The sequence below is a fragment of the Pantoea vagans genome (assembly GCF_001506165.1).
Taxonomy (GTDB): Bacteria; Pseudomonadota; Gammaproteobacteria; order Enterobacterales; family Enterobacteriaceae; genus Pantoea; species Pantoea vagans_C.
Map to the genome: position 1 here is coordinate 1,117,455 of NZ_CP011427.1, position 23,266 is coordinate 1,140,720.

A 23,266-nucleotide genomic window follows, 5' to 3' on the forward strand; every position below is an offset into this window, starting at 1 on the left:
CAGGTCAGACCTGTTTGGCAATGATGCTACGGTCGTAAATTACAGGTGAGTGCAATGAGCAAAGCGCAGCCGCTGCTGACGCGTCAGGGCGAACGTATCGCCATAACCCACGGATTACGGACACCTTTTGCTCGCCAGGCGAGTGACTTTCATGGCATCCCAGCACTTGAGCTGGGGCGCATGGTGGTGTCTGAACTCATGGCGCGTAGCGAATTACCGGTCGAGGTAATCGACCAACTGGTATTTGGTCAGGTGGTACAGATGCCGGAAGCGCCAAACATTGCGCGTGAGATCGTGCTGAGTAGCGGGTTGAGTGTGCACACCGATGCTTACAGCGTTAGCCGGGCTTGCGCCACCAGTTTTCAGGCCGTGGCCAATGTGGCTGAAAGTTTAATGGCGGGCACCATCAATGCCGGGATTGCAGGTGGAGCCGATTCATCCTCCGTTTTGCCGATAGGGGTCAGTAAGACGCTGGCGCGTGCGCTGGTGGATCTCAATAAGGCCCGCACCTTTAGCAAGAAGCTGCAAATCTTACGTCGTCTGCGCCCACGCGACCTCTTACCGGTGCCACCGGCCGTTGCGGAGTATTCCACCGGTTTGCGCATGGGTGACACCGCCGAGCAGATGGCGAAAACCCATGGCATTACCCGTGAACAACAAGATGCCCTTGCACTGCGTTCTCATCAGCATGCGGCCCGCGCCTGGCAATCTGGCGTACTGGCGCAAGAAGTGATGCCCGCTTTTGTGCCCCCTTGGAAAGCCCCGATCGAACAGGATAACAACATCCGTTTCAACGCCAGTGCCAGTGATTACGCCAAACTGCGTCCAGCCTTTGATCGTCGCCATGGTACGGTGACCGCCGCCAACAGCACGCCACTGACCGATGGCGCAGCCGCGGTGATTTTAATGCGTGAAGGCCGCGCGCGTGAGTTGGGTATTCCGCCATTGGGCTATTTGCGCAGCTATGCCTTCACCGCCATTGATGTCTGGCAAGACATGCTGCTGGGTCCTGCCTATGCGTCCCCGCTGGCGCTGGAGCGAGCAGGCATCACCCTCAACGATTTGACGCTGATTGATATGCACGAAGCTTTTGCCGCGCAAACGCTCGCTAATCTGAAAATGTTCCGCGATGAACGCTTTGCCCGCGAGGTGCTGAATCGACCGCATGCCTTGGGTGAAGTCAATGAAGAACGATTCAACGTGCTGGGGGGATCGATTGCCTATGGTCATCCATTTGCTGCCACGGGCGCACGTATGATCACCCAAACGCTGCAAGAGCTAAGGCGTCGCGGCGGCGGGTTGGGGTTGGTGACCGCCTGCGCGGCGGGCGGATTAGGTACCGCGATGGTTCTGGAGGCTGAATAATGAGCGAGTCCGCTTTCCATTTACATATGCGCCTCGACCATGTTGGGGTGATCACCATCGATGTGCCGGGCGAAAAGATGAATACGCTCAAGGCCGAGTTTGTCCCGCAAATTAAAGCCGTGCTGGCAGAGGCGCGCAGTAATCCGCAGCTGGCGGGCCTGGTGCTGATTTCCGGTAAAAGCGATAACTTTGTGGCGGGTGCGGACATCAGCATGATCGCGCAGTGTCAAACGGCAGAAGAGGCGGAAACCCTGGCACGACAGGGGCAAGAGGTGATGGCAGAAATTGCGGCCTTACCCTTCCCGGTAGTGGCGGCGATACACGGTGCCTGTCTGGGGGGCGGTCTTGAACTGGCGCTGGCCTGCAGTGCGCGTATTTGCACGCTGGATGACAAAACCCGGTTGGGGCTGCCCGAGGTTCAGCTGGGCCTGCTGCCAGGTTCCGGCGGCACACAGCGCCTGCCGAAGTTAATTGGCGTGCCACAGGCGTTGCCGTTAATACTCAGTGGTAAGCAACTGCGCGCGAAGCAGGCATTAAAGCTGGGTGTAGTAGATGACGCCGTTCCGCAATCGATTCTGCTGGAAACCGCCATTGCACGGGTACACAAAGGTCGTATTTCGCGTCGTGAGTTATCACGCCGCGATCGGCTGATGCAGGCACCGCTGATGCGTTCATTATTATTCTCGATGGCAAAGCGCCAGACGGACAGTAAAACCCAAGGCAACTATCCCGCAGCAGATCGTATTCTGCAGGTGGTGCGCGTGGGGCTGGAGCAGGGGAGCGACGCCGGTCACGCTGCTGAAGCTCGCGCATTTGGCCAGTTGGCCATGACCCCTGAATCGGCCGCGCTGCGCAGCCTGTTCTTTGCCTCAACCGCATTAAAGAAAGAAGCGATGGCTGATGCAGAACCGCGCACGCTGAAGCAGATTGGTGTGCTGGGTGGCGGATTGATGGGGGGCGGCATTGCCAGCGTAACGGCGATCAAGGCCGGTTTACCGGTACGTATCAAAGATATCAACCTTAACGGCGTCAATCACGCGTTGCAATATAGCTGGGATCTGCTGAGCCAAAAGGTGAAACGCCGCCAGTTAAAAGCGGCTGAACGCCAACAGCAGATGGCGCGCATTAGCGGCGGAACGGACTATCAAGGTTTTAGCCAGCGCGATCTGGTGATCGAAGCGGTGTTTGAAGACCTGGCGCTTAAGCAACAGATGGTGGCGGAAATCGAAACACAGTGTCAGCCGCACACCATTTTTGCCTCTAATACCTCCTCGCTGCCGATTGGCGACATCGCGTCAAACGCGCAGCGCCCGGAGAATGTGATTGGTCTGCATTACTTCAGTCCGGTCGACAAAATGCCGCTGGTGGAGGTGATCCCGCATGCTGGTACTTCCGCCGAGACTATCGCAACCACGGTGCAGCTGGCTCGTCAGCAGGGAAAAACCGCGGTGGTAGTGGCCGATCGCCCTGGCTTCTACGTTAACCGTATTCTTGCACCCTATATAAATGAAGCAATGCGTTGCCTGCTTGAAGGTGAGCCGGTGGATCATATCGACCGCGCATTAGTGAAGTTTGGCTTCCCAGTGGGGCCGCTGCAGCTGCTTGATGAAGTGGGCATTGATGTGGGCAGTAAAATCAGCCCCATTTTGCAACAGGCCTACGGTGCGCGGTTCAGTGCACCCGATGCGGTCAATGCTATCCTGGCGGATGGCCGTAAAGGGCGTAAAAACCAAAAGGGGTTCTACCTTTACAGCGCTTCACGCTGGCCGGGTAAACGCAAAGTGGATGATTCGATTTATGCGTTATTGAACGCCAAACCGCAGGCGAAGCAGAGCGAAGAGCAGATCGCACAGCGCTGTGTGATGATGATGCTGAATGAAGCGGCGCGCTGTCTGGATGAAGCGGTGATCCGCAGTGCCAGAGATGGCGATATGGCGGCCGTATTTGGCATCGGTTTTCCGCCGTTTTTGGGCGGCCCGTTCCGTTATATGGATCAGCGCGGCGTGCTTGACATCGTCAACACATTACGCGCATTAATGCAGCAACAGGGCGACCGTTTTGCGCCCTGTGACGCTTTGATGGCAATGTCAGAAGCGCAAACGAATTTTTACACTTCTGCACAATCATGAATAGGCGCAAAGATTCAGCGGGTTAGAAATGGGGCTGTGCAACAGGTGGCGCGGCACCATTCTGAGATGTGCTTATTTAATAAACAACCGGTTGACTATACTGAAGCCATTGGGGTAAAACACACCGTTCATTCGCAGAATGAAGCGTCTGGTGCTGTGGTACCCGACGATATCGACAAACAACAGCGGTGCTTTATGCAAGTTTTTATCATGCGTCACGGCGATGCAGCTCTGGAAGCAGCAAGTGATTCGGTACGCCCTTTAACAATCTGTGGCTGTGATGAATCACGCCAGATGGCGAGCTGGCTGAACGGCCAGGCGCTGGATATCGAACGAGTGTTAGTGAGCCCCTATCTGCGTGCTGAGCAAACGCTCGCCACAGTCCGTGAGGCGCTGACGTTACCAGAAGGGCAGGATGTGTTGCCGGAACTGACGCCAGGTGGTGATCCGGGCATGGTGGCCTGTTATCTGCAGGCACTGGCGCAGCAGGGTGTTAAATCGGCGTTGGTGATTTCGCATCTGCCGCTGGTGGGGTATCTGGTTTCAGAACTCTGTCCGCAGGAAGCGCCACCGATGTTTGCGACTTCCGCGATAGCCTACGTGAACTTTGATGCAGATGCCTGTGAAGGCAAGCTGGAGTGGCAGGTCAGCCCGTCAAAACTGGCCAAAGCGATGTAAATTCGCCAATGCTATGGGCCGCAATCGCGGCCCTTTCCTTTTCTGCTCAAGGCAGTTCCGGCGGTTGCCACTCTTCCACTTCTATCAGCACCAGTAACGCTGCATCTCCGCCAAAAAGCTTGGGCGCCTGATGAAATGCCATCACATGCGGATGTTGTGCCAACCACAGTGGCGTTTGCTGTTTGAGAATATGTTTGCCGTGCCCGGTCATGACGCTGGCACAGAACAAGTGTTCACGCCGGCAGGCGGCAATCAGCGCACCCAACTCCTGTTTAGCCTGCTGCTGTCTCAACCCGTGCAAATCGAGAAAAATCTCGGGCGTGTAGTCGCCGCGTCGTAACTTCTTCAATTCATAGTGGCTGACATCCGCACGCACATAGCGCATCGGCCCATCGCTGGAGAGCAGAGGCTGAAATTCATCTGAGAAGTAATGGCTGTTATCGGCCTGTTCAGAAAGCAGCCTTTTCAACGGAACTTCGCGGGTTTTCACCACCGGTTTATGCACGATGGTGTCTTGTTTAAGCTTACGCGTTCCGCTCATTAATTCACGAAACAGCGCCTGATCGTCCTGGTTTAGCGGTGTCTTCTTACTCATGGCTCGGCAATGGGTTAAAAAGCTGGTTAACAGCCGGTGGCATACCTTAACGCGGGGCGTTAACAAATGTCAGCTTTTTCGCCTCATCGCGCTGAATTCTGCCCGGCTTCGTGGCAAACTATCCGCCGATTGATTTTAAGGCCTGCGGAGGGCTACGTGGACAAGATTTTCGTCGATGAGGCAGTGAGTGAACTGCACACCATTCAGGATATGCTGCGCTGGGCTGTCAGCCGTTTTTCGGCGGCAGGCATTTGGTACGGCCACGGCACGGATAATCCCTGGGACGAAGCAGTCCAACTGGTTCTGCCAACGCTATGGTTGCCGCTGGATATTCCCGAAGATATGCGCCACGCGCGCCTCACCGCCAGTGAGCGTCATCGCATTGTTGAACGCGTGATTCGTCGCGTCAATGAGCGTATCCCAGTGGCCTACCTCACTAACAAAGCCTGGTTCTGCGGCCATGAGTTCTATGTCGACGAGCGCGTGTTAGTGCCGCGTTCACCGATTGGTGAGCTGATCGAAAACCGTTTTGCCGGGCTGATTAGCCAGCAACCCCATCACATTCTCGACATGTGCACCGGCAGCGGCTGCATCGCGATTGCCTGCGCTTACGCTTTCCCGGAAGCCGAAGTGGATGCGGTAGATATTTCTACCGATGCCCTGGCTGTGGCTGAGCAGAACATTGAAGAGCATGGCCTGATGCATCATGTCACGCCGATTCGTGCGGATCTGTTCCGTGGTCTGCCGCAGGTGAAATATGATCTGATCGTCACTAATCCGCCGTATGTGGATGCGGAAGATATGGACGACCTGCCAAACGAATATCGCCATGAGCCGGAGCTGGGCTTAGCCGCGGGCAGCGATGGTTTGAAACTGGTGCGCCGTATTCTCTCTTGCGCCCCGGATTATCTCAGCGAGCAGGGCGTGCTGATTTGTGAAGTGGGCAACAGCATGGTGCACATGATTGAACAGTATCCGGATGTGCCTTTCACCTGGCTGGAATTTGATAACGGCGGTGACGGCGTATTCATGCTGACGCGCGAGCAGATTGTCGCGGCACAGCATCACTTCTCTTTCTATAAAGACTAAAATCGGGGCGAGCGCTCGCCCGCAACATCGCAACAAGGAACCACAATGGCCGGAAACAGCATCGGACACGTTTTTCGCGTAACCACCTTTGGCGAGTCGCATGGTATTGCGCTGGGCTGCATTGTTGACGGTGTGCCACCTGGCATTCCGCTGACTGAAGCCGATATTCAGCACGATCTCGATCGCCGCCGCCCGGGCACCTCGCGCTATACCACGCAGCGTCGTGAGCCAGATCAGGTGAAAATTTTGTCCGGTGTGTTTGAGGGCGTCACGACGGGCACCTCCATCGGCTTGCTGATTGAGAATACCGACCAGCGTTCGCAGGATTACAGCGCCATCAAAGATCTGTTCCGTCCGGGGCATGCGGATTACACCTACGAGCAGAAATATGGCATGCGCGACTACCGTGGAGGCGGCCGTTCATCTGCTCGTGAGACTGCGATGCGCGTGGCAGCAGGGGCGATTGCCAAAAAATATCTGCAGATGAAGCATGGTATTCAGGTGCGCGGCTATCTGGCGCAGATTGGTGATGTGGCCTGTGAGTTGAAAGACTGGAGCATCGTGGAGGAGAACCCGTTCTTCTGCCCGGATGCATCAAAACTGGAAGCGCTCGACGAACTGATGCGTGGCCTGAAGAAAGAGGGTGACTCGATCGGTGCCAAGGTAACGGTGATGGCGGAAAACGTCCCGCCAGGACTGGGTGAGCCGGTGTTCGATCGACTGGATGCCGATTTGGCCCACGCGCTGATGAGCATTAACGCGGTGAAAGGCGTAGAGATCGGCGACGGTTTCGCGGTGATCAACCAGCGTGGCAGCCAGCACCGCGATGAAATTCGTGCCGATGGCTTCCAGAGTAACCATGCGGGCGGCATCCTCGGTGGGATCAGCAGTGGGCAAACCATCAGCGCTAATCTGGCGATGAAACCCACTTCCAGCATCACCGTTCCGGGGAAAACCATTACCCGTGATGGCGAAGAAGTCGAGATGATCACTAAAGGTCGTCACGATCCTTGCGTCGGTATCCGTGCGGTGCCGATCGCGGAAGCGATGATGGCGATTGTGTTGATGGACCACCTGTTGCGCCAGCGTGCGCAGAACGGTGACGTCAACAGCACAGTACCGCGCTGGTAAGCCATTGATGCGCCGCCTGCTCATCACCGTTGCCGCGCTGTTGTGCAGTGCGGCCGCCTTTGCTGCCACGCCCTGGCAGCAAATTCATCAGCCGATCGCCGGTAGCCCGCAGTCGATTGGTGGTTTTGCTAACGGCTGTATTATCGGTGCACAACAGCTGCCGCTTAATGCGCCGAACTATCAGGTGATGCGTCAGGATCAGCGTCGCTATTATGGTCATCCGGATCTTATCGCCTTTATTCAGCGTCTCAGCAACCAGGTGCACCAGTTGCAGTTGGGGCAAGTGTTAATTGGCGATATGGGCATGGCCGCAGGTGGGCGTTTCAGCAGTGGTCACGCCAGCCATCAAACCGGCCTGGATGTCGATATCTGGCTGCAACTGCCGCAAACCCGTTGGACTGCACAGCAGTTGTTGAAGCCGCAACCGCTCGATCTGGTGGCCCCGGATGATAAGCAGGTGATTGCGCGTCACTGGCAGCCGCAAATTGATAGCCTGATTAAACTGGCCGCCAAAGATGATGAAGTCACGCGCATCTTCGTTAATCCGGCGATCAAAAAGCAGCTTTGTGCTGATGCGGGTAGCGATCGTGCCTGGCTGAACAAAGTGCGACCGTGGTTTGCCCATCGTGCACATATGCACGTGCGTCTGCGCTGTCCGGCTGGCAGCCTGGAGTGCGAAGATCAGGCGGCACCACCACCGGGCGACGGTTGTGGTGCGGAGCTGGATAGCTGGTTCTTGCCGAAAAAACCTGGCAGCACGCCACCGGTGAAGAAGACGCCGCCGCCGTTGCCGCCGTCGTGTCAGGCATTACTGGATCGTCATTTGCTCTAGCCTTGATTCTTCACGCCGCAGGTGCGTTGGCTGCAAAGCGAATTATCAAGGTCATACGACTGAAAACTTGGTTCTTCACGCCGCTGGTGCATTGGCTGCAACGAGAATTTTAAAGTTATATATGAGACAAAAATGGATTTCTTCGTTGTAAGCCCACTCGTGCTGGGCGTGCTATTTCTGGTTGCGGTGCTGGCGGCGTTTATTGACTCCATCGCCGGTGGCGGTGGTTTGCTCACCGTTCCCTCGTTACTGGCTGCCGGGCTCTCACCGGCGCAGGCGTTAGCCACCAATAAATTACAGTCAGTAGGCGGTTCTTTCTCTGCCAGCCTCTACTTTGTGCGTCGCGGCGCGGTGAAACTGCGTGAACAGCGGCTCAATATCGCCATGACCTTTATTGGCGCGGTCTGCGGCACGGTATTGATTCAACACATCCAGGCCGATGTGTTGCGCCAGATTCTGCCTATTCTGTTGATCAGCATCGGCTTATGGTTCCTGCTGATGCCACGCTTGGGTGAATCCGATCGTGAACATCGTCTGCAAGGTTTCGCCTATGCGCTGGTGGGCGGCGGCTGTGTGGGATTCTACGACGGCTTTTTCGGGCCGGGCGCCGGTTCATTCTATGCATTGGCGTTTGTGACACTGTGCGGATTCAATCTGGCAAAAGCCACTGCCCACGCCAAAGTCTTAAATTTCACTTCCAACTTTGCGAGCCTACTGTTCTTTATGTTCGGCGGGAAAGTGGTGTGGGGCACCGGCGCGATCATGCTGATTGGCGCGTTTTGTGGTGCGCGCCTTGGCGCAAGGCTGGTGCTGAGCCGCGGTCAGAAACTTATACGCCCGATGGTGGTCACCGTCTCCGCAGTGATGAGCGCTAAACTGTTATGGGATAGTCACGGCAGCGCGCTGCTGGCGTGGATGGCGACCCTGTGAACCAACACTCGTCAAGACCGGCTACCAATGCGACAATGGCTACAGTTTTTTTAAAGATTAAAATATTATGAGTACAGAACATCATTATCAGCAGCTGGTGGATATCTTTGATGGCTGCTTTGTTGAAGACTTTCAGACCCGTCTAATTAAAGGCGACGACGAACCTATTTATCTTCCAGCGGATGAGGAATCGCCGTGGAACCGCGTGGTGTTTGCCCATGGCTTCTATGCCAGCGCACTCCACGAGATTTCCCACTGGTGTATTGCGGGTGAAGCTCGTCGTAAGTTGGTGGATTTTGGTTACTGGTATTGCCCAGACGGACGTGATGCGCAGACGCAGAGCCAGTTCGAGTCGGTGGAAGTGAAACCACAGGCGCTGGAGTGGTTATTCTGTGTTGCGGCGGGCTTTCCCTTCAATGTCAGCTGTGACAACCTCGAAGGGGATTGTGAGCCGGATCGCATCGCGTTTCAGCGTAAGGTCCATGCTCAGGTCATGCACTATTTTGAGCAGGGCATCCCGGCACGTCCGGCGCGTTTTATTGATGCGTTAGCCAGCTATTACGGTACGCCTGCGCTGACGGCGGCACATTTTCCCTGGCCGGAAGATCTGTGATTCGTCTGGCGACTAATAAAGGATAGAAAAGATGATCGTAGAATTTGAATCACGCATTCTGGCTCTGATTGACGATATGGTCGATCATGCCAGCGACGACGAGCTGTTTGCCGGTGGCTATCTGCGTGGTCATCTGACCCTGGCGGTGGCTGAGATTGAAATCAGCGGCGAACATACCCCTGAAGCCCTGCAAATTCACGTTACCAATAGCCTGCAAAAAGCGATTGCGGCAGGCGAGTTGTCACCACGCGATCAAGCGCTGGTGATAGGGATGTGGGACAACTTATTCCTGCAGGCGCGCCAGCCTGCATAAACAAACGGGGCGATTACTCGCCCCGTTCGGTTACCGCCCGGCTTTTTTTCCTTTCAGCAGTTTCCTCACCCAGTAGCGATTGGGATTCATCGCCGCCAGCGTCGCCGCATCCAGCGGTTGGGGTTCGCCACTCATCTGCGCAGCCAGCACTTCTGCGGCCAGCGGTGCGCTGCATAAACCGCGCGAACCTAACGCCCCTAGCACAAACAACCCGGTATGCACTGGCGCTTCAGTGATGGTGTAACCCTGTGCACGCTGCTCAGGCAGGTTGGCATACTGCGCAAGGGTGGCGGGGTAATCGGGCGCGCTGCCACTCATCGGCAAATGGTCACGTGTGGCACAGCGCACACCGACACGCGCCTCGTTATCACGGATATCCACCAGCAACGGCCAGTCAGCATCGGGTAAACAGTTAATCAGTCGCTGACGATTTTCCTGCTGATCGTCAGCGCGGAAGGTGGTGGCGGTATCACCACGATGATAGCTGGCACCGATACAGTGGGTATTAAAATCAGGGCTGACCGGCGTGAGATAGCCGTCGTAGCACAGCACGGTTTTTAACGCGGCCAAGGCGGAATGGGTCGGCACGTGGCTCACCTGACCTGACACGGCATACACTGGCAGTTCTTTGCTCTGTTCCATCTCCAGTAGCGCATGTCCATTCGCCAATACCACTTGCTGATGTTTGACCGCCGGTTGCTCGCTGAACTGCAACGTCCAGCCATCCTCTGCACGCTCCATCTTTGTGACCTGATGCAGCCAGTGCACGCGTAAGCCCAGTGTTTGCGCATGTTCAAGCAAATTGCTGGTGAGTTGAGAAGGAGAGAGCCAGCCGCCTTGCGGGTAGAAAATACCGCCACTTCCGGTCGCCACCCCTGCCAGTTGTTCCGCTTCTTCTTTAGTCACTCCCCGCGCGACTTCCTGTGGCAGTGCCATCTGCAGCATCTGCGCAATTTTCTCTGCGCTTTTACTGTCCCAGCCAAGTTGCAACACGCCGCTCCAGTCATGCTCAAACATCACCGGCAGTTGATCGTACAAACGGCGGGCAAAGGTGAACGCAGCAGGGAAGAAGGTGGCAAGAGCTGGATCATGTTGATTGAGCAGCGGATAGAGTGCTCCCTGACGATTACCCGAAGCGCCCAAAGCGGGAGCCGCATCTGCGCAATAAAGGGTCACTTTCCAGCCTCGGCGTAACAGCGCTAGAGCTAACACGGCGCTGGCGACACCCCCGCCAATCAGCGCGGCCTCCTGGCTGTTAGCCGCAGGGCGGGCGTACCACGGCTGGCTGTGGGGCAGGGGAATGCTCTGATCCATCACCCCGGTTAACATTTCACGTTTGTGGCCAAACCCTTTGCGTTTGGCCACGGTGAAACCCGCTTCCTGCAACCCACGCCGCACGAAACCGGCTGCTGTAAATGTCGCCAGTGTCCCACCCGGTCGGGCGAGGCGCGCCATGGCAGCGAACAGCTCGGGGGTCCACATCTCAGGGTTTTTTGCCGGTGCGAAGCCATCTAAAAACCACGCGTCAACTTGCCCATTAAGACTGTCATCAAAGGTATTAATTAGCGCGTTAATATCTCCGAGCCAGAGATCGAGCGTGACTTTACCGCCGTTGAACAATATGCGCTGGCAACCCGGTAACGCTTGTGGCCATTGCTGTTGTAGCTGTTCGGCCCAAGGCGCCAGCTCAGGCCAGTGTGCATGGGCAGCCACGAGATCGCTTTGCGTGAGTGGGAATTTTTCGCAGCTAATAAAGTGCAGGCGCTTCAGTGTGGCATCTGGATGCGCGTGGCAGAAGCGGTCAAAGGCTTGCCACAGGGTCAAAAAGTTAAGACCAGTCCCAAAACCGCTTTCGGCGACAATAAAAATATCGCGCAAATGTTCGGCAAAACGGAGTGGAATCTGGTTGCCATCAAGGAACACATAGCGCGTCTCTTCCAGCCCGTTGTCGTTGGAGAAGTAGACGTCGTCGAATGCTCGGGAAACAGGTGTACCCTGATCATTCCAGTTTAATTGCGCGTGTTCAACCGGGGATAACTTCACGGGAAAGGCTCGTTTTTCAGGCAGTGGCGCGATTTTAGCGAGTGTGGTCACATGACGCAAATTTACAAAAGGAAATGGCTGATCGGACTTGTTCGGCTTACAACTGTAAGCTAGAGTGCACGTCAATCCAAAAGAAGTGGAATGAGGACTATTGAATGAAACGTGCAGTGATTACTGGCCTGGGTATTGTTTCCAGCATTGGTAATAACCAGCAAGAAGTGCTGGCTTCTCTGCGTGAAGGCCGTTCCGGGATCACTTTCTCTGAAGAGATGAGAGATATCGGTATGCGCAGCCACGTATGGGGCAACGTCAAACTGGATACCAACGGGCTCATCGATCGCAAAATCGTGCGTTTCATGAGTGATGCTTCAATCTACGCTTATCTGTCCATGGCTGAAGCCATCCAGGATTCCGGTCTGACTGATGAGCAGTATCAGAACAACCCACGTGTGGGTCTGATTGCCGGTTCAGGCGGTGGTTCTCCGCGTTACCAGGTATTCGGTGCTGATGCGATGCGCGGTCCACGCGGTCTGAAAGCGGTCGGTCCTTATGTGGTGACCAAAGCCATGGGTTCTGGTGTGTCAGCTTGCCTGGCCACGCCGTTCAAAATCCACGGTGTGAACTACTCGATCAGCTCTGCTTGTGCGACTTCCGCACACTGTATTGGTAATGCCGTTGAGCAGATCCAACTGGGCAAACAGGACATCGTGTTTGCTGGCGGCGGCGAAGAGCTGAGCTGGGAAATGGCCTGTGAGTTCGATGCGATGGGCGCACTGTCCACCAAATACAACGAAACGCCAGAAAAAGCGTCACGTACTTACGATGCAAACCGTGATGGTTTCGTGATCGCTGGCGGCGGCGGTATGGTTGTTGTTGAAGAGCTGGAACATGCTCTGGCGCGTGGCGCACACATCTATGCAGAAATCGTGGGCTACGGCGCGACCTCTGACGGTGCGGACATGGTTGCTCCTTCAGGCGAAGGCGCAGTGCGCTGCATGAAGATGGCGATGCAGGGTGTTGATACCCCAATCGATTACCTCAACACCCACGGCACTTCCACGCCAGTCGGCGATGTGAAAGAGCTGGGTGCGATTCGCGAAGTGTTCGGTGACAACTCTCCGTACATCTCTGCCACCAAAGCCATGACCGGTCACTCACTGGGTGCGGCGGGCGTGCAGGAAGCCATCTACACCCTGTTAATGCTGGAACACAGCTTCATCGCGCCAAGCATCAACATCGAAGAGATTGATGAAGCCGGTAAGGGCCTGAACATCGTGACTCAGCCAACTGAAAAAGTGCTGACCACCGTGATGTCCAACAGCTTCGGTTTCGGTGGCACTAACGCCACGCTGACGATGCGTAAACTGCCAGCATAAAATACTCGTCATATTTCGACCTGCAGCCTGCCTGCGAGTTGAAGTATTTCGTGCATAACATGCTCAGTATCAAGGGCCGGTCAATCCGGCCCTTGTTGTTTTTGACATTTATCCCCTCGCTTGCCTACACTCTTCGTTCTTACCTGAAACAAAATAATCGTTTGCGCATATTGTGAATCAAATCACCCGTTTTTGCTGCGAGCAGCCAACGAACCTATTGCGCACGCCCTGAACAAGGAGTTCATACCATCATGACCACGGCTGCTGATACGCAGACGCAATCCGTGCTGCCTTTAGGCTGCATCTCTTTTGCGGTATTCCTCACTTATCTTACTGCCGGGTTGGCCTTGCCGGTGATCCCGCTGTATGTCCATCAGCAGTTGGGCATGAGTAACCTGATGGTCGGCGTGGCGGTGGGGATTCAGTTCTTCGCTACCCTGCTGACGCGCAGCTTTGCGGGCCGTCGCGCCGATCAGCACGGTGCCAAGCTCACCACACAGCACGGGATGATTGCCATTGCGCTGGTCGGTGTCGCCTATTTGGCGGCGGCATTGTTGCCGGTGTCTCCCTGGGCCAAATTTGGTCTGTTAGCGGTTGGGCGCTTATTACTGGGTTTTGGCGAGAGCCTGCTGCTGACCGGCAATCTCACCTGGGGTATGGGATTGGTTGGAAGCAAACGCTCTGGATTGGTGATGTCGTGGAACGGCATGGCGATTTATGGATCGCTGGCAGCTGGCGCACCGCTTGGCTTACTCATCAATCAACACGGCGGTTTTGCGGCGTTGGGTCTTGTGGCGCTTCTGCTTCCTTTGCTCTCGTTGGCGATCAACAGCTGGGTGAGCAAAGTCCCGGTGGTCGGCGGGGAGCGGCCTTCACTGTTTAGCGTGGTAAAAACCATTTTCCAACCGGGTATGGCGCTGGCACTGCAAGGTACCGGATTCGCGGTCATCGGCACTTTCACCTCGCTCTACTTTGCCGCTGAGAACTGGGGCAACGCCGGTTTTGCCCTGACGGCATTTGGCTGTGCCTTTGTGCTGGTGCGGGTATTTTTTGGCGGCTTGCCCGATCGTCACGGTGGCGTGCGCGTGGCGATGGTGTCGCTGTTGGTGGAAACCCTGGGTTTGCTGGTGCTGGCGTGTGCGACCTCTGGCTGGATGGCGCTGGTCGGCGCGGCACTGACCGGCTGCGGCTGCTCGCTGATCTTCCCGGCATTGGGTGTCGAAGTGATTAAACGCGTCTCCCCGCAGATTCGCGGCACGGCACTGGGTGGATTCTCCGCCTTTCAGGATATCGCTTATGGTGCCAGCGGTCCGCTCACCGGTCTGCTGGCGACCGCGCTGGGCTATGGCTCAGTCTATCTGGCCGGTGCCTGCTGCGCGGCATTGGGCATTTTGGTTACCTGGGCGTTTGCGCGTAGCGCGACAACAGCCTGACCAGCTTATCGCAGGCACTGACAATCTCGCCGGGCGTCAGTGCCGCAAAGCCGAGCAGCCAGCCGGCTTGTTTTGTATCCCCTGCATATAACGGCGACAGGCGTGGTAACAACAACCCCACCTCACTGGCCTGCTGTGTCAATCGTGCTTCATCACCTTGATTCAAAGTGACGGTCAATTGCAGGCCACCGGCCGCATGCCAGGGTGTCAGCCACGGCTGCAGCCGTGAATGGATTTGATCCAGCAGACGGTCGCGGCGGCTGTGATAGAGCTGGCGCATCAACCGCAGATGGCTGGCAAAATGGCCCTGCTGCATAAATTCGGCGGTGATCGCCTGCGGTAACAGTGCGCTGTGTCCATCCATCACGCTGCGTGCACGACCCAGTGCATCCACCAACTGCGGTGGCACTACCATCCACGCCAACCGCAATGAGGGGAAAAGCGTTTTGGAAAAGGTGCCAAGGCAGATCACCCGGCTGTCGTTCTCTAACCCCTGAAGCGCCGGGGCTGGACGATCCTCATAATGAAATTCACTGTCATAATCATCTTCAATCAACCAGCTTTGCTGCTGGCGCGCCCAGGCCAGCCAGTGAAGACGGCGGGCCAGGCTCATCGGCGTGCCGGTGGGGTAATGATGCGCAGGCGTCAGATAGACCAGTTTGGCATGCCCGCTTAGCGGCACGGCACCTTCGCTATCCAGCGGCATGGCACGGCAGCGCGCACCCGCAGCCAGAAAGGCATTACGCGCGCCAGGATAGCCGGGCTCTTCCAGCCACACCTCATCATCATTATCGAGAAACATCAAAGCCAACAGCTGCAATGCCTGCTGCGAACTGGTCAACATCACCACCTGTTCAGCGGTGCAGCGCACTCCGCGTGACAGGGCCAGATAATCGGCCACCGCCTGACGGAGCGGCGGGTATCCTAACGGGTCGCCATAACCCATTAACTGACTCCCGAACTGGCGTTGAACACTGTTGCTAATGCGTCGCCATTGTTCATGCGGAAAGGCGCGTAACTCCGGTGAACCGGCGGCAAAAGCATAAGGGAAGGGGGGATCCTGGCAACCGCCGGTCACCAGAACGCGATCCCCACGTTGCGAGAAGCGTGGCGAGTCGATTGAAGTTGAAGATCTCTGCCGCACCGGCATAGCGATCGACACAAAGGTGCCGCTGCCGGCCCGCCTCTCCAAATAACCTTCACTCTCTAATTGCGCATAGGCGCTTTCCACTGTGACGCGTGAGAGTGACAAATCCAGTGCCAGCTGGCGGCTGGAGGGTAACTTCTGCTGATGGTGTAAATGGCCATGGGCGATCGCCTGACGCAGCATATTGCATACACGCTCGCGCAATCCGCCTTGCAACTGTAAGTTAAACAGCGCCAAAAAAGAGAGGCTCATTGTGGTCTTGTCATCATCGATAAAGTGGTATCAGGTTACAGACCACTTTGCCGTAGACTGAGGGAAAATCACAACAGGAGAATACGATGTCATCGGTATTACATGTTCCCGCAGCCAGCCCGGCAGAAAGCCTGGCCTATTTGCAGCACAAACTGAGTTATTACACCGATGCCTGGGATCTGGCAGAAGATTTGGCTTTAGGTAATTCGGCAATCGTGGTGATTGATGCACGCTCCGAGGAGGTTTATCAGGCGGGGCATATCACGGGGGCTATCTCATTTCCCCATCGCACCATGAATGCCGAGTCGACTGCGCAGCTGGATCGCAGCAAGGTTTACATCACCTATTGCGATGGCATTGGCTGCAATGGATCGACCAAAGCCGCACTGAAACTGGCGTCACTGGGTTTTCAGGTCAAGGAGCTGATCGGCGGGTTGGATTTCTGGAAGCGCGATGGGCACCCGTTGACGTGGGGCGCGGCACCGGGTGAATGGCCGCAAGCCACTCCCGGCGCACACTGCGGCTGTTAAGTTACAGCAACAGCCACAGCAAAAAGAAAAACAGCGCCAGTCCGAGGATCAATGTTAATGCCGGACGCTGGGCCAACGGTCGCGGCAGCATTTCAACCCAAGGTGACCAGATGGGCTGAGGGCGTAATTCGCTGGCGGCGTGCGGTTGCTCCAGCGTCTTCTCTACGCGGCGGCTGAACAGCACATTGAGCAGATCTTGCGCTTGTGCCGGCGTCAGTACCGTCTGCGGCGTGGCCTGGAAACGCTGCTGGCTGTAGTCCTCCAGCATTCGTTGTTCGTCGTGGGTCAGCGGCTGTTTCAGCGAGCTTTCCAGCAATTGCAGCGTCGGCGCATGGTGCTGGCTCAGCGTTTGACGCACCTGAAGATACTGGGTCAGCAGTGGGAAGTGGCGTGAGGGAATGGGATCGCCACTTTTTAGATTGACCAGTTTTAAGGTATCAGCCAGCAGTTTGACTGGCGACTCGCCGGTGGTCGCGGCAAGGCGTGTGACCTGCTGATTGAGTGACTGCTGTTCGGCCGGCAGCAAGGTGCGATCCGAGACGCGCGTCTGCTGAGGCTGTGGGATCGCCATCTGGCCATTTTGCAGCATCGTCAACACCTGACGCAGTTGATCCTGCGACAGCGCACTTAACACAGTTTGGTTAAATTGCTGGCGAATGAAGTCACTGACGGCCTGACGATTATTGCCCTGCGGCAGTTTTTCTAACAGCTGCTGCAATAACTGGCGCGTGGCCAGGCTGTTCTGCACCTGCGTTAAACGTCCATTCAGATGCTGTTCAGCGGCAGGGAAATGACGCGATTGCAGTTCTGCATCGTTCTTCACGCCCACTTCGTGGCGCACGCCTGCCCACAGCTCCGGCGCTTTCAGTGTGCTGAGAGACATGATGCGAACAATCAGACGTTCCAGCGTCGTGCGCTGAGCAGGGGAGAGAGGCTGTTCGCCCGCCGGTCCGCCAGGACGTGTTGGGCCAGTTGCGTTAGTGAGCGTTGAACGATCGCCCGCAGGCACACCGGGACCGCTGAGAGGTTGCATGGCGGAATCCTTGAAAAACGAGGTCAGATCCGGGTGCGCCGGAAAAAAGAGGCCATATGATAACAAAAGCCCCCGGGAAATCCACGGGGGCTGCGGCCTTTCAGGACAATAAAATCAGGCAGCGGTATCGGGAATTGTGGCTTCACGCGGCTTGCGCAGTGGGGTTTTCAGGCGTTGCGCCAGAATCACGCCGACTAACGTCATGCCGCCGCCCACCCAGTGATAGGCATGCAACTGTTCATGCAGGAACAGCACGGCGATAATTGCCGTAAAGGCCGGTACGAAATTCATAAAGATGCTGGTGGTGCTGGCACCGAGCCGTTGTACGCCAAGGATCCACAGGAATGGCGCGACAATAGAAGCAAACAGCCCTGCAAACAGCACCAGCGGAATATTATGCATATTCAACGTGACGTCTGGTGCATGCAGGAATCCCGGCAATAGCAGCAACACGCCAAAGAAGATCTGCACGTAGAGACTTTGCCAGGTGGGCAGCGGGATCGCCCAGCGCTTGGTGAGTACACCATAGAGCGCGTACGAAGTAGAGGCCGCCAGCATCATTAACTCCCCGTTGCCGAGACGTTGATTCAGAAGCTGGGCAGGGTTGCCTTCACTGACCAGCCACACCAAGCCAACAAATGACAGCAGGCCGCCGATCAAAATCCCACGCGTGGGTGCAAGGCGCAGCACGAACACACTGAGCAAGATGGTTAACAATGGGATGGTGGCTCCCAAAATGCCCATCATCACCGCTGACACGCTGTGCGCTGCATAGTAGGCAAGACTCTGATACAGCACCATACCCAGCAGGCCGAGGACCAGTAAGCGCCACACATTCGCACGAATGGTCTGTCGATGACGCCAGACACCGGGCAAGCAGAACGGTGCCAACACCACCAGCGCCAGCAACCAGCGATAGAATGAAATGGCGGCAGGATCGATGCTCCCGGCAGAGAGTTTGCTGACGATGGTGTTGATCGACCAGATCAACACCGCAATTAGCGGGAAGAGTAAATTCATCGTACGGCTCCTGAAATAATTGCGAATAGTTTACGTTTGACCGGTTTAAACCAGATAGTTAAAATCGGACAATATTCGTTAATGACCGGACAGAATGAATTTACAGATCGAGTATCAGGCGCCCATTGATGCACCGATGCTGCGCTTCTTTATGCGTTATGACGAAGCCAGTGCGAAGACCGAGTATCTTCCACATGCTCACGACTGGGGGCAGGTGATTTTTGTCACCCGCCACGTCATGGAGATAGAAGTGGAGGGTGAGCGCTTGTTAGCCCCTTCAGATATGCCGATCTGGATCCCACCGACCCATCGCCACAGTAGCTATAACCATGACACCGCGCATTTTCGCACCTTGAACATTGCCGCTGAACTTTGCCATGACCTGCCGGCAAAAGCCTGTTTGCTTAACGTTGATGCTATTGTGCACGCCATTATGAACGACTTTGCACGGCGCTCGCTGGAACAGCCTCAGACCGAAGCCGACTGGCGATTGTGCGAGGTACTGATCGATCGCCTGGGTTTAGCGCCCGTGCACACCAGTTATTTACCGTTATCGGATGACAAATTTCTCGCGCCGATTCTCCGCGCGCTGGAGGATAACCCCGGCGATAACACCACGCTGGCACAATGGGCGAAGCGCGTATTTACCACCGAGCGTACGCTGGCGCGGCGTTGCCAACAGCAACTGAACATGTCGTTCAGCGAATGGCGGCAGCGTTTACGTTTTCTGCGCGCGATTGCGCTTCTTGAGCAAGGTTGTAGCGTGCAGGGGATCGCACATGAACTCGGTTACAGTTCGGCATCCGCGCTGATAGTGATGTTTCAACAGCAGGCGGGGACTACGCCCGATCGCTATCGCAGCCGGTTAGGCTAATCCCGGACTTTGTGACAAAATACGCCCCGTTTATTTCAATATGACAGGACCGCCGCAGTGAAAATTCTCGTCGATGAAAATATGCCTTACGCCCGTGAACTGTTCAGCCGTACCGGTGATGTGCTGGCGGTACCGGGTCGACCATTACCGGAAGCGGAATTACAGGATGCCAGCGGACTGATGGTGCGTTCCGTCACCAAAGTCAATGCGGCACTGCTGGCGGGCACGCCGGTGAAATTTGTCGGTACCGCGACGGCAGGCACTGACCATATTGATGACGCATCGCTGGCGGCGGCAGGCATTGCCTTCTCTGCCGCGCCGGGCTGCAACGCCATTGCCGTGGTGGAGTATGTATTCTCTTCTTTATTGCTATTGGCTGAGCGTGATGGTTTTGAGTTGCGCGATCGTACCGTCGGCATTGTCGGCGTTGGGAATGTCGGTGGGCGCTTGCAAAAACGCCTTGCCGCCTGGGGCGTGAAGACCTTGCTGTGCGATCCACCACGTGCCGATCGCGGCGATCAAGAGGAATTCCATTCGCTTGATGAAGTGGTGGCACAGGCCGATATCCTGACGTTCCACACGCCACTGTTTAAAGATGGTCCCTACAAAAGCTGGCATCTGGCGGACATGGCGCTGTTGATGGCGTTAAAACCGAACACCATCCTGATCAACGCCTGTCGTGGCCCGGTGGTGGATAACGCCGCCTTATTGGAAGTGCTCAAGCTGCGCAGCGATCTGAGCGTGGTGCTGGATGTGTGGGAGCCAGAGCCGGATCTGAATCTGGATCTGCTGGATAAAGTGGATATCGCCACGGCCCATATTGCAGGCTATACCCTGGAAGGGAAAGCGCGCGGAACCACGCAGGTATTCGAAGCCTGGTGTGACTTTATCGGCCAGCCCCAACAGGTGGCGCTGGAGAGTCTGCTGCCTGCACCCGAGTTTGGCACCCTCACGCTGCACGGTAAGCTCGATCAGCCTACGCTGAAACGACTGGTGCATCTGGTGTATGATGTGCGCCGCGATGATGCCCCACTACGGAAAGTGGCCGCGCAGCCAGGTGAGTTTGACCGCCTGCGCAAGCAGTATGAAGAGCGCCGTGAGTGGTCCTCGCTGCAGGTGAAATGCGATGACGCCGACGCGGCTGCCATGCTGGAAAAACTCGGTTTTCGCGCCAGTTTGTAAAGTTAAATCAATCCCCTGCGTTTTCGCGCGGGAAAAGTCTTAAATGTCAGGCGGTGATGTCACCGCCTCAATTTTTTGTGTCATTGTCTGGAGTAAACCAACATGTCTGACGGCTGGAATATCGCGCTACTGGGCGCAACAGGCGCAGTAGGGAACGCTGTACTGGAATTGCTGGCAGAACGCCAGTTCCCGGTTGGTGAATTGCATCTGCTGGCGAGTGAAAACAGCGCCGGTGAGAGTGTACGTTTTGATGGTCGTACCCTGCGGGTGCAGGATGCCGCCGAGTTCGACTGGACCCAGGCACAGCTGGCATTTTTCGCTGCTGGGCGTGAAGCCTCAGCACGTTATGCGGATGAAGCCGCGAGCCAGGGTTGTCTGGTGATCGACAGCAGCGACCTGTTCGCGCTGGAGCCGGATGTGCCGCTGGTGGTGCCGGATGTCAATCCGCAGGTGCTGGCCGACTATCGCAATCGTAATATTGTGACAGTGGCAGATGCGCTGGTCAGTCAGTTGCTGAGCGCGATCAAACCGCTGGTGGATAGCGCCGGTTTAAGCCGTTTACAGGTCACCAACCTGATGTCTGTCTCCAGCCATGGTAAAGCTGCGGTTGATGGCCTGGCCGGTGAGAGCGCGCGTTTGCTGAACGGCATCCCCGCTGATGAACACTACTTTGGCCGCCAGCTGGCGTTCAACTTGTTGCCACAGTTGGCAGACAACAATGGCAGCGTAGAGAGTGAACGTCGACTGGTGGATCAGGTGCGTAAAGTGTTGCAGGACGAAGGTTTACCGATTGCGGTCAGCAGCGTGCAGGCACCGGTGTTCTACGGTAGCGCACAGCTGGTGCACATCGAAAATCTGCGCCCACTGTCAGCAGAAGAAGCACGTGACGAGCTGGCCCGCGCTGAAGACATCAATTTGAGCGAAGACGGTGAGTACCCAACCCCGGTCAGCGATGCATCGGGCAGCGATGCACTGAGCATTGGCAACGTTCGTAACGATTACGGCGTGCCTGAACTGCTGCAGTTCTGGTCAGTGGCGGACAACATCCGCTTCGGCGGCGCATTGATGGCCGTGAAAACCGCTGAGAAATTGGTGCAGGAGTATTTCTATTAATGTTGTCTGAAGCTAAGACCATTAAGCTGGCGTTAGGCATTGAGTACGATGGCAGCCGTTATTACGGTTGGCAGCGACAGAATGAAGTGCGCAGCGTGCAGGAAAAGTTAGAAAAAGCGCTGTCGAAAGTGGCGAATCATCCGGTGGTCGTATTCTGCGCCGGACGCACCGATGCGGGTGTGCATGGAACCGGGCAGGTGGTGCATTTTGAAACCACCTCTCAGCGTGCTGACGGTGCCTGGACGCTGGGCGCCAACGCCAATTTGCCGGATGACATTGCGGTGCGTTGGGTCAAAGAAGTGCCCGATGAGTTCCACGCGCGTTTCAGTGCCACTGCGCGTCGCTATCGCTACGTGATTTTCAACCAGCGGCTGCGCCCTGCGATTCTGGGCAACGGTATCACCCATTTTTATCATCCGCTGGATGCAGAAAAAATGCAGCGTGCAGGGCAGTGTTTGATCGGCGAGAACGATTTCACCTCGTTCCGAGCCGTGCAGTGCCAGTCACGCACACCGTGGCGCAATGTGATGCACCTCAACGTCACGCGTCAGGGGCCGTATGTGATTGTCGATATCAAAGCCAACGCCTTTGTGCATCACATGGTGCGCAATATCGTCGGCAGCCTGATGGAAATTGGTTGTGGCAACAAGCCTGAGAATTGGATGGCTGAGTTGCTGGCAGCAAAAGATCGCACTCTTGCGGCAGCAACCGCTAAAGCAGAAGGGTTGTATTTGGTGGCGGTGGATTATCCATCCCATTTTGCGTTACCTCAGCCTGCGCTGGGACCCTTGTTCCTCGCGGATTAACTGTTAATTGAAGGATGTAGGGGAGCCGTATGGAGTTTATCCACTTCGTTATTGATTTTATTCTGCATATTGATGTGCATTTAGCCGAACTCGTGGCGCAGTACGGCATCTGGATTTACGCCATTCTGTTCCTGATTCTGTTCTGTGAAACCGGCTTAGTGGTCACGCCTTTCCTGCCAGGGGATTCCCTGCTGTTTGTGGCCGGTGCCTTGGCCGCACTGCCGGGCAACGATCTCAATGTGCATTTAATGGTGACGCTGCTGGTGATCGCCGCCATCCTCGGCGATGCGGTGAACTACACTATTGGTCGGTTGTTCGGTGAGAAGCTGTTCAGTAACCCGAACTCAAAAATTTTCCGTCGTAGCTACCTGGATAAAACCCACGCGTTCTACGATCGCCACGGTGGCAAAACCATTATACTTGCGCGCTTTGTACCAATCGTGCGAACCTTTGCCCCCTTTGTGGCAGGGATGGGACACATGTCTTATCGCCACTTCGCGCTCTTCAACGTAACGGGTGCGCTGCTATGGGTACTGCTCTTCTCCTACGCCGGTTACCTGTTTGGCGACTTGCCGGTGGTGCAAGAGAACCTGAAGCTGCTGATTGTGGGCATTATTGTGGTCTCAATACTGCCAGGCGTGATTGAAGTGTGGCGTCATCGCCGCCAGGCGCGTCAGCAGAAGCCACAGTAAGCCTGTTACCAGATTTTTGTCCACAGCGAGAACGGGTTGTGGTTTAATGAGCGACATTTACGGCCTGCTGAAGGTGATTTCGGCAGCCAC

Annotated in this window: 22 protein-coding genes; 17 read left to right on the forward strand and 5 right to left on the reverse strand. The window is 56.0% G+C overall.

What is annotated here, in order from left to right; all coding sequences use genetic code 11:
* Nucleotides 1-54 precede the first annotated feature (54 nt).
* The 3 genes from fadI to sixA all read left to right on the forward strand — a co-directional run bounded on the left by fadI (nt 55) and on the right by sixA (nt 4,172).
* Nucleotides 55-1,365 carry an acetyl-CoA C-acyltransferase FadI gene (gene fadI, locus LK04_RS05255; RefSeq protein ID WP_039335164.1) on the forward strand — a complete coding sequence of 437 codons (1,311 nt, stop codon included), beginning with the start codon at nt 55-57 and terminating at the stop codon, nt 1,363-1,365.
* Nucleotides 1,365-3,494: a fatty acid oxidation complex subunit alpha FadJ gene (fadJ, locus tag LK04_RS05260; RefSeq protein WP_059109770.1), complete on the forward strand. Its 2,130-nt coding sequence runs from the start codon at nt 1,365-1,367 to the stop codon at nt 3,492-3,494. The genes fadI and fadJ overlap by 1 nt, the downstream gene beginning before the upstream one ends.
* Nucleotides 3,495-3,689: 195 nt before the next feature.
* The gene (gene sixA / locus LK04_RS05265; RefSeq protein ID WP_039336074.1) at nt 3,690-4,172 is read left to right on the forward strand and encodes a phosphohistidine phosphatase SixA; all 483 of its coding nucleotides are present in this window, start codon (nt 3,690-3,692) and stop codon (nt 4,170-4,172) included.
* A gap of 46 nt (nt 4,173-4,218) precedes the next feature.
* On the opposite strand, the gene smrB is transcribed toward sixA, so the two are convergent.
* Nucleotides 4,219-4,767, reverse strand: coding sequence for an endonuclease SmrB (smrB, locus tag LK04_RS05270; RefSeq protein WP_039336057.1), 549 nt, complete (start codon nt 4,765-4,767; stop codon nt 4,219-4,221).
* Between the two features lie 156 nt (nt 4,768-4,923).
* On the opposite strand from smrB, the gene prmB reads away from it, so the two are divergent.
* The 6 genes from prmB to LK04_RS05300 all read left to right on the forward strand — a co-directional run bounded on the left by prmB (nt 4,924) and on the right by LK04_RS05300 (nt 9,675).
* Nucleotides 4,924-5,856: a 50S ribosomal protein L3 N(5)-glutamine methyltransferase gene (gene prmB, locus LK04_RS05275; RefSeq protein WP_039336059.1), complete on the forward strand. Its 933-nt coding sequence runs from the start codon at nt 4,924-4,926 to the stop codon at nt 5,854-5,856.
* 45 nt (nt 5,857-5,901) lie between these two features.
* Nucleotides 5,902-6,987, forward strand: coding sequence for a chorismate synthase (gene aroC / locus LK04_RS05280; protein ID WP_039336061.1), 1,086 nt, complete (start codon nt 5,902-5,904; stop codon nt 6,985-6,987).
* Between the two features lie 7 nt (nt 6,988-6,994).
* Nucleotides 6,995-7,819, forward strand: a complete 825-nt coding sequence (mepA, locus tag LK04_RS05285) for a penicillin-insensitive murein endopeptidase (RefSeq protein WP_039336063.1) — start codon at nt 6,995-6,997, stop codon at nt 7,817-7,819.
* A gap of 132 nt (nt 7,820-7,951) precedes the next feature.
* Nucleotides 7,952-8,749 (forward strand): sulfite exporter TauE/SafE family protein, encoded by a 798-nt coding sequence (locus LK04_RS05290; protein ID WP_039336065.1) that lies wholly within the window; start codon nt 7,952-7,954, stop codon nt 8,747-8,749.
* Between the two features lie 67 nt (nt 8,750-8,816).
* Nucleotides 8,817-9,362 (forward strand): elongation factor P hydroxylase, encoded by a 546-nt coding sequence (locus LK04_RS05295; RefSeq protein WP_039336067.1) that lies wholly within the window; start codon nt 8,817-8,819, stop codon nt 9,360-9,362.
* 31 nt (nt 9,363-9,393) lie between these two features.
* Nucleotides 9,394-9,675 (forward strand): YfcL family protein, encoded by a 282-nt coding sequence (locus tag LK04_RS05300; RefSeq protein WP_039336069.1) that lies wholly within the window; start codon nt 9,394-9,396, stop codon nt 9,673-9,675.
* A gap of 30 nt (nt 9,676-9,705) precedes the next feature.
* Here LK04_RS05300 and mnmC read toward each other — a convergent pair whose 3' ends face one another.
* Complete coding sequence (gene mnmC, locus LK04_RS05305; protein WP_039336075.1) at nt 9,706-11,718, reverse strand: bifunctional tRNA (5-methylaminomethyl-2-thiouridine)(34)-methyltransferase MnmD/FAD-dependent 5-carboxymethylaminomethyl-2-thiouridine(34) oxidoreductase MnmC; 2,013 nt, start codon at nt 11,716-11,718, stop codon at nt 9,706-9,708.
* Between the two features lie 155 nt (nt 11,719-11,873).
* Between mnmC and fabB the strand changes: the two genes are divergently transcribed.
* A complete protein-coding gene (fabB, locus tag LK04_RS05310) occupies nt 11,874-13,094 on the forward strand; it encodes a beta-ketoacyl-ACP synthase I (protein ID WP_039336070.1) in 1,221 nt (406 codons plus the stop codon).
* Between the two features lie 251 nt (nt 13,095-13,345).
* Nucleotides 13,346-14,527 (forward strand): MFS transporter, encoded by a 1,182-nt coding sequence (locus LK04_RS05315; protein ID WP_039336071.1) that lies wholly within the window; start codon nt 13,346-13,348, stop codon nt 14,525-14,527.
* Here LK04_RS05315 and LK04_RS05320 read toward each other — a convergent pair.
* Nucleotides 14,490-15,926 (reverse strand): PLP-dependent aminotransferase family protein, encoded by a 1,437-nt coding sequence (locus tag LK04_RS05320; protein WP_039336072.1) that lies wholly within the window; start codon nt 15,924-15,926, stop codon nt 14,490-14,492. The two genes, LK04_RS05315 and LK04_RS05320, sit on opposite strands and share 38 nt — an antisense overlap.
* Nucleotides 15,927-16,012: 86 nt before the next feature.
* Between LK04_RS05320 and LK04_RS05325 the strand changes: the two genes are divergently transcribed.
* A complete protein-coding gene (locus LK04_RS05325; protein WP_039336073.1) occupies nt 16,013-16,456 on the forward strand; it encodes a rhodanese-like domain-containing protein in 444 nt (147 codons plus the stop codon).
* A 1-nt stretch (nt 16,457) separates the two neighbouring features.
* Here the strand turns inward: LK04_RS05325 and flk are convergent, their stop codons facing one another.
* Entirely contained in the window at nt 16,458-17,489 is a 1,032-nt protein-coding gene (flk, locus tag LK04_RS05330) for a flagella biosynthesis regulator Flk (protein ID WP_039337204.1), read from the reverse strand.
* A gap of 114 nt (nt 17,490-17,603) precedes the next feature.
* Nucleotides 17,604-18,509 carry a DMT family transporter gene (locus LK04_RS05335; RefSeq protein WP_039337202.1) on the reverse strand — a complete coding sequence of 302 codons (906 nt, stop codon included), beginning with the start codon at nt 18,507-18,509 and terminating at the stop codon, nt 17,604-17,606.
* Nucleotides 18,510-18,603: 94 nt separating this feature from the next.
* On the opposite strand from LK04_RS05335, the gene LK04_RS05340 reads away from it, so the two are divergent.
* The 5 genes from LK04_RS05340 (at nt 18,604) to LK04_RS05360 (ending at nt 23,176) form a co-directional block, all read left to right on the forward strand.
* Nucleotides 18,604-19,383 (forward strand): AraC family transcriptional regulator, encoded by a 780-nt coding sequence (locus LK04_RS05340; RefSeq protein ID WP_039337200.1) that lies wholly within the window; start codon nt 18,604-18,606, stop codon nt 19,381-19,383.
* Between the two features lie 57 nt (nt 19,384-19,440).
* Nucleotides 19,441-20,565: a 4-phosphoerythronate dehydrogenase PdxB gene (pdxB, locus tag LK04_RS05345; protein ID WP_039337198.1), complete on the forward strand. Its 1,125-nt coding sequence runs from the start codon at nt 19,441-19,443 to the stop codon at nt 20,563-20,565.
* Between the two features lie 102 nt (nt 20,566-20,667).
* Entirely contained in the window at nt 20,668-21,678 is a 1,011-nt protein-coding gene (locus tag LK04_RS05350) for an aspartate-semialdehyde dehydrogenase (RefSeq protein ID WP_039337196.1), read from the forward strand.
* Complete coding sequence (truA, locus tag LK04_RS05355; protein WP_064511439.1) at nt 21,678-22,484, forward strand: tRNA pseudouridine(38-40) synthase TruA; 807 nt, start codon at nt 21,678-21,680, stop codon at nt 22,482-22,484. Before LK04_RS05350 ends, truA begins: the two co-directional genes overlap by 1 nt.
* A gap of 29 nt (nt 22,485-22,513) precedes the next feature.
* Nucleotides 22,514-23,176 carry a DedA family protein gene (locus tag LK04_RS05360; RefSeq protein WP_039337194.1) on the forward strand — a complete coding sequence of 221 codons (663 nt, stop codon included), beginning with the start codon at nt 22,514-22,516 and terminating at the stop codon, nt 23,174-23,176.
* The last annotated feature ends 90 nt before the right edge of the window (nt 23,177-23,266 follow it).

Excerpts from the sequence above, each read along its gene's own strand:
- fadI (WP_039335164.1), top strand. The coding sequence starts at position 55 with ATGAGCAAAGCGCAGCCGCTGCTGACGCGTCAGGGCGAACGTATCGCC.
- fadJ (WP_059109770.1), top strand. The coding sequence starts at position 1,365 with ATGAGCGAGTCCGCTTTCCATTTACATATGCGCCTCGACCATGTTGGG.
- sixA (WP_039336074.1), top strand. The coding sequence starts at position 3,690 with ATGCAAGTTTTTATCATGCGTCACGGCGATGCAGCTCTGGAAGCAGCA.
- smrB (WP_039336057.1), bottom strand. The coding sequence starts at position 4,767 with ATGAGTAAGAAGACACCGCTAAACCAGGACGATCAGGCGCTGTTTCGT.
- aroC (WP_039336061.1), top strand. The coding sequence starts at position 5,902 with ATGGCCGGAAACAGCATCGGACACGTTTTTCGCGTAACCACCTTTGGC.
- mepA (WP_039336063.1), top strand. The coding sequence starts at position 6,995 with ATGCGCCGCCTGCTCATCACCGTTGCCGCGCTGTTGTGCAGTGCGGCC.
- LK04_RS05290 (WP_039336065.1), top strand. The coding sequence starts at position 7,952 with ATGGATTTCTTCGTTGTAAGCCCACTCGTGCTGGGCGTGCTATTTCTG.
- LK04_RS05295 (WP_039336067.1), top strand. The coding sequence starts at position 8,817 with ATGAGTACAGAACATCATTATCAGCAGCTGGTGGATATCTTTGATGGC.
- LK04_RS05300 (WP_039336069.1), top strand. The coding sequence starts at position 9,394 with ATGATCGTAGAATTTGAATCACGCATTCTGGCTCTGATTGACGATATG.
- fabB (WP_039336070.1), top strand. The coding sequence starts at position 11,874 with ATGAAACGTGCAGTGATTACTGGCCTGGGTATTGTTTCCAGCATTGGT.
- LK04_RS05315 (WP_039336071.1), top strand. The coding sequence starts at position 13,346 with ATGACCACGGCTGCTGATACGCAGACGCAATCCGTGCTGCCTTTAGGC.
- LK04_RS05320 (WP_039336072.1), bottom strand. The coding sequence starts at position 15,926 with ATGAGCCTCTCTTTTTTGGCGCTGTTTAACTTACAGTTGCAAGGCGGA.
- LK04_RS05325 (WP_039336073.1), top strand. The coding sequence starts at position 16,013 with ATGTCATCGGTATTACATGTTCCCGCAGCCAGCCCGGCAGAAAGCCTG.
- flk (WP_039337204.1), bottom strand. The coding sequence starts at position 17,489 with ATGCAACCTCTCAGCGGTCCCGGTGTGCCTGCGGGCGATCGTTCAACG.
- LK04_RS05335 (WP_039337202.1), bottom strand. The coding sequence starts at position 18,509 with ATGAATTTACTCTTCCCGCTAATTGCGGTGTTGATCTGGTCGATCAAC.
- LK04_RS05340 (WP_039337200.1), top strand. The coding sequence starts at position 18,604 with ATGAATTTACAGATCGAGTATCAGGCGCCCATTGATGCACCGATGCTG.
- LK04_RS05350 (WP_039337196.1), top strand. The coding sequence starts at position 20,668 with ATGTCTGACGGCTGGAATATCGCGCTACTGGGCGCAACAGGCGCAGTA.
- truA (WP_064511439.1), top strand. The coding sequence starts at position 21,678 with ATGTTGTCTGAAGCTAAGACCATTAAGCTGGCGTTAGGCATTGAGTAC.
- LK04_RS05360 (WP_039337194.1), top strand. The coding sequence starts at position 22,514 with ATGGAGTTTATCCACTTCGTTATTGATTTTATTCTGCATATTGATGTG.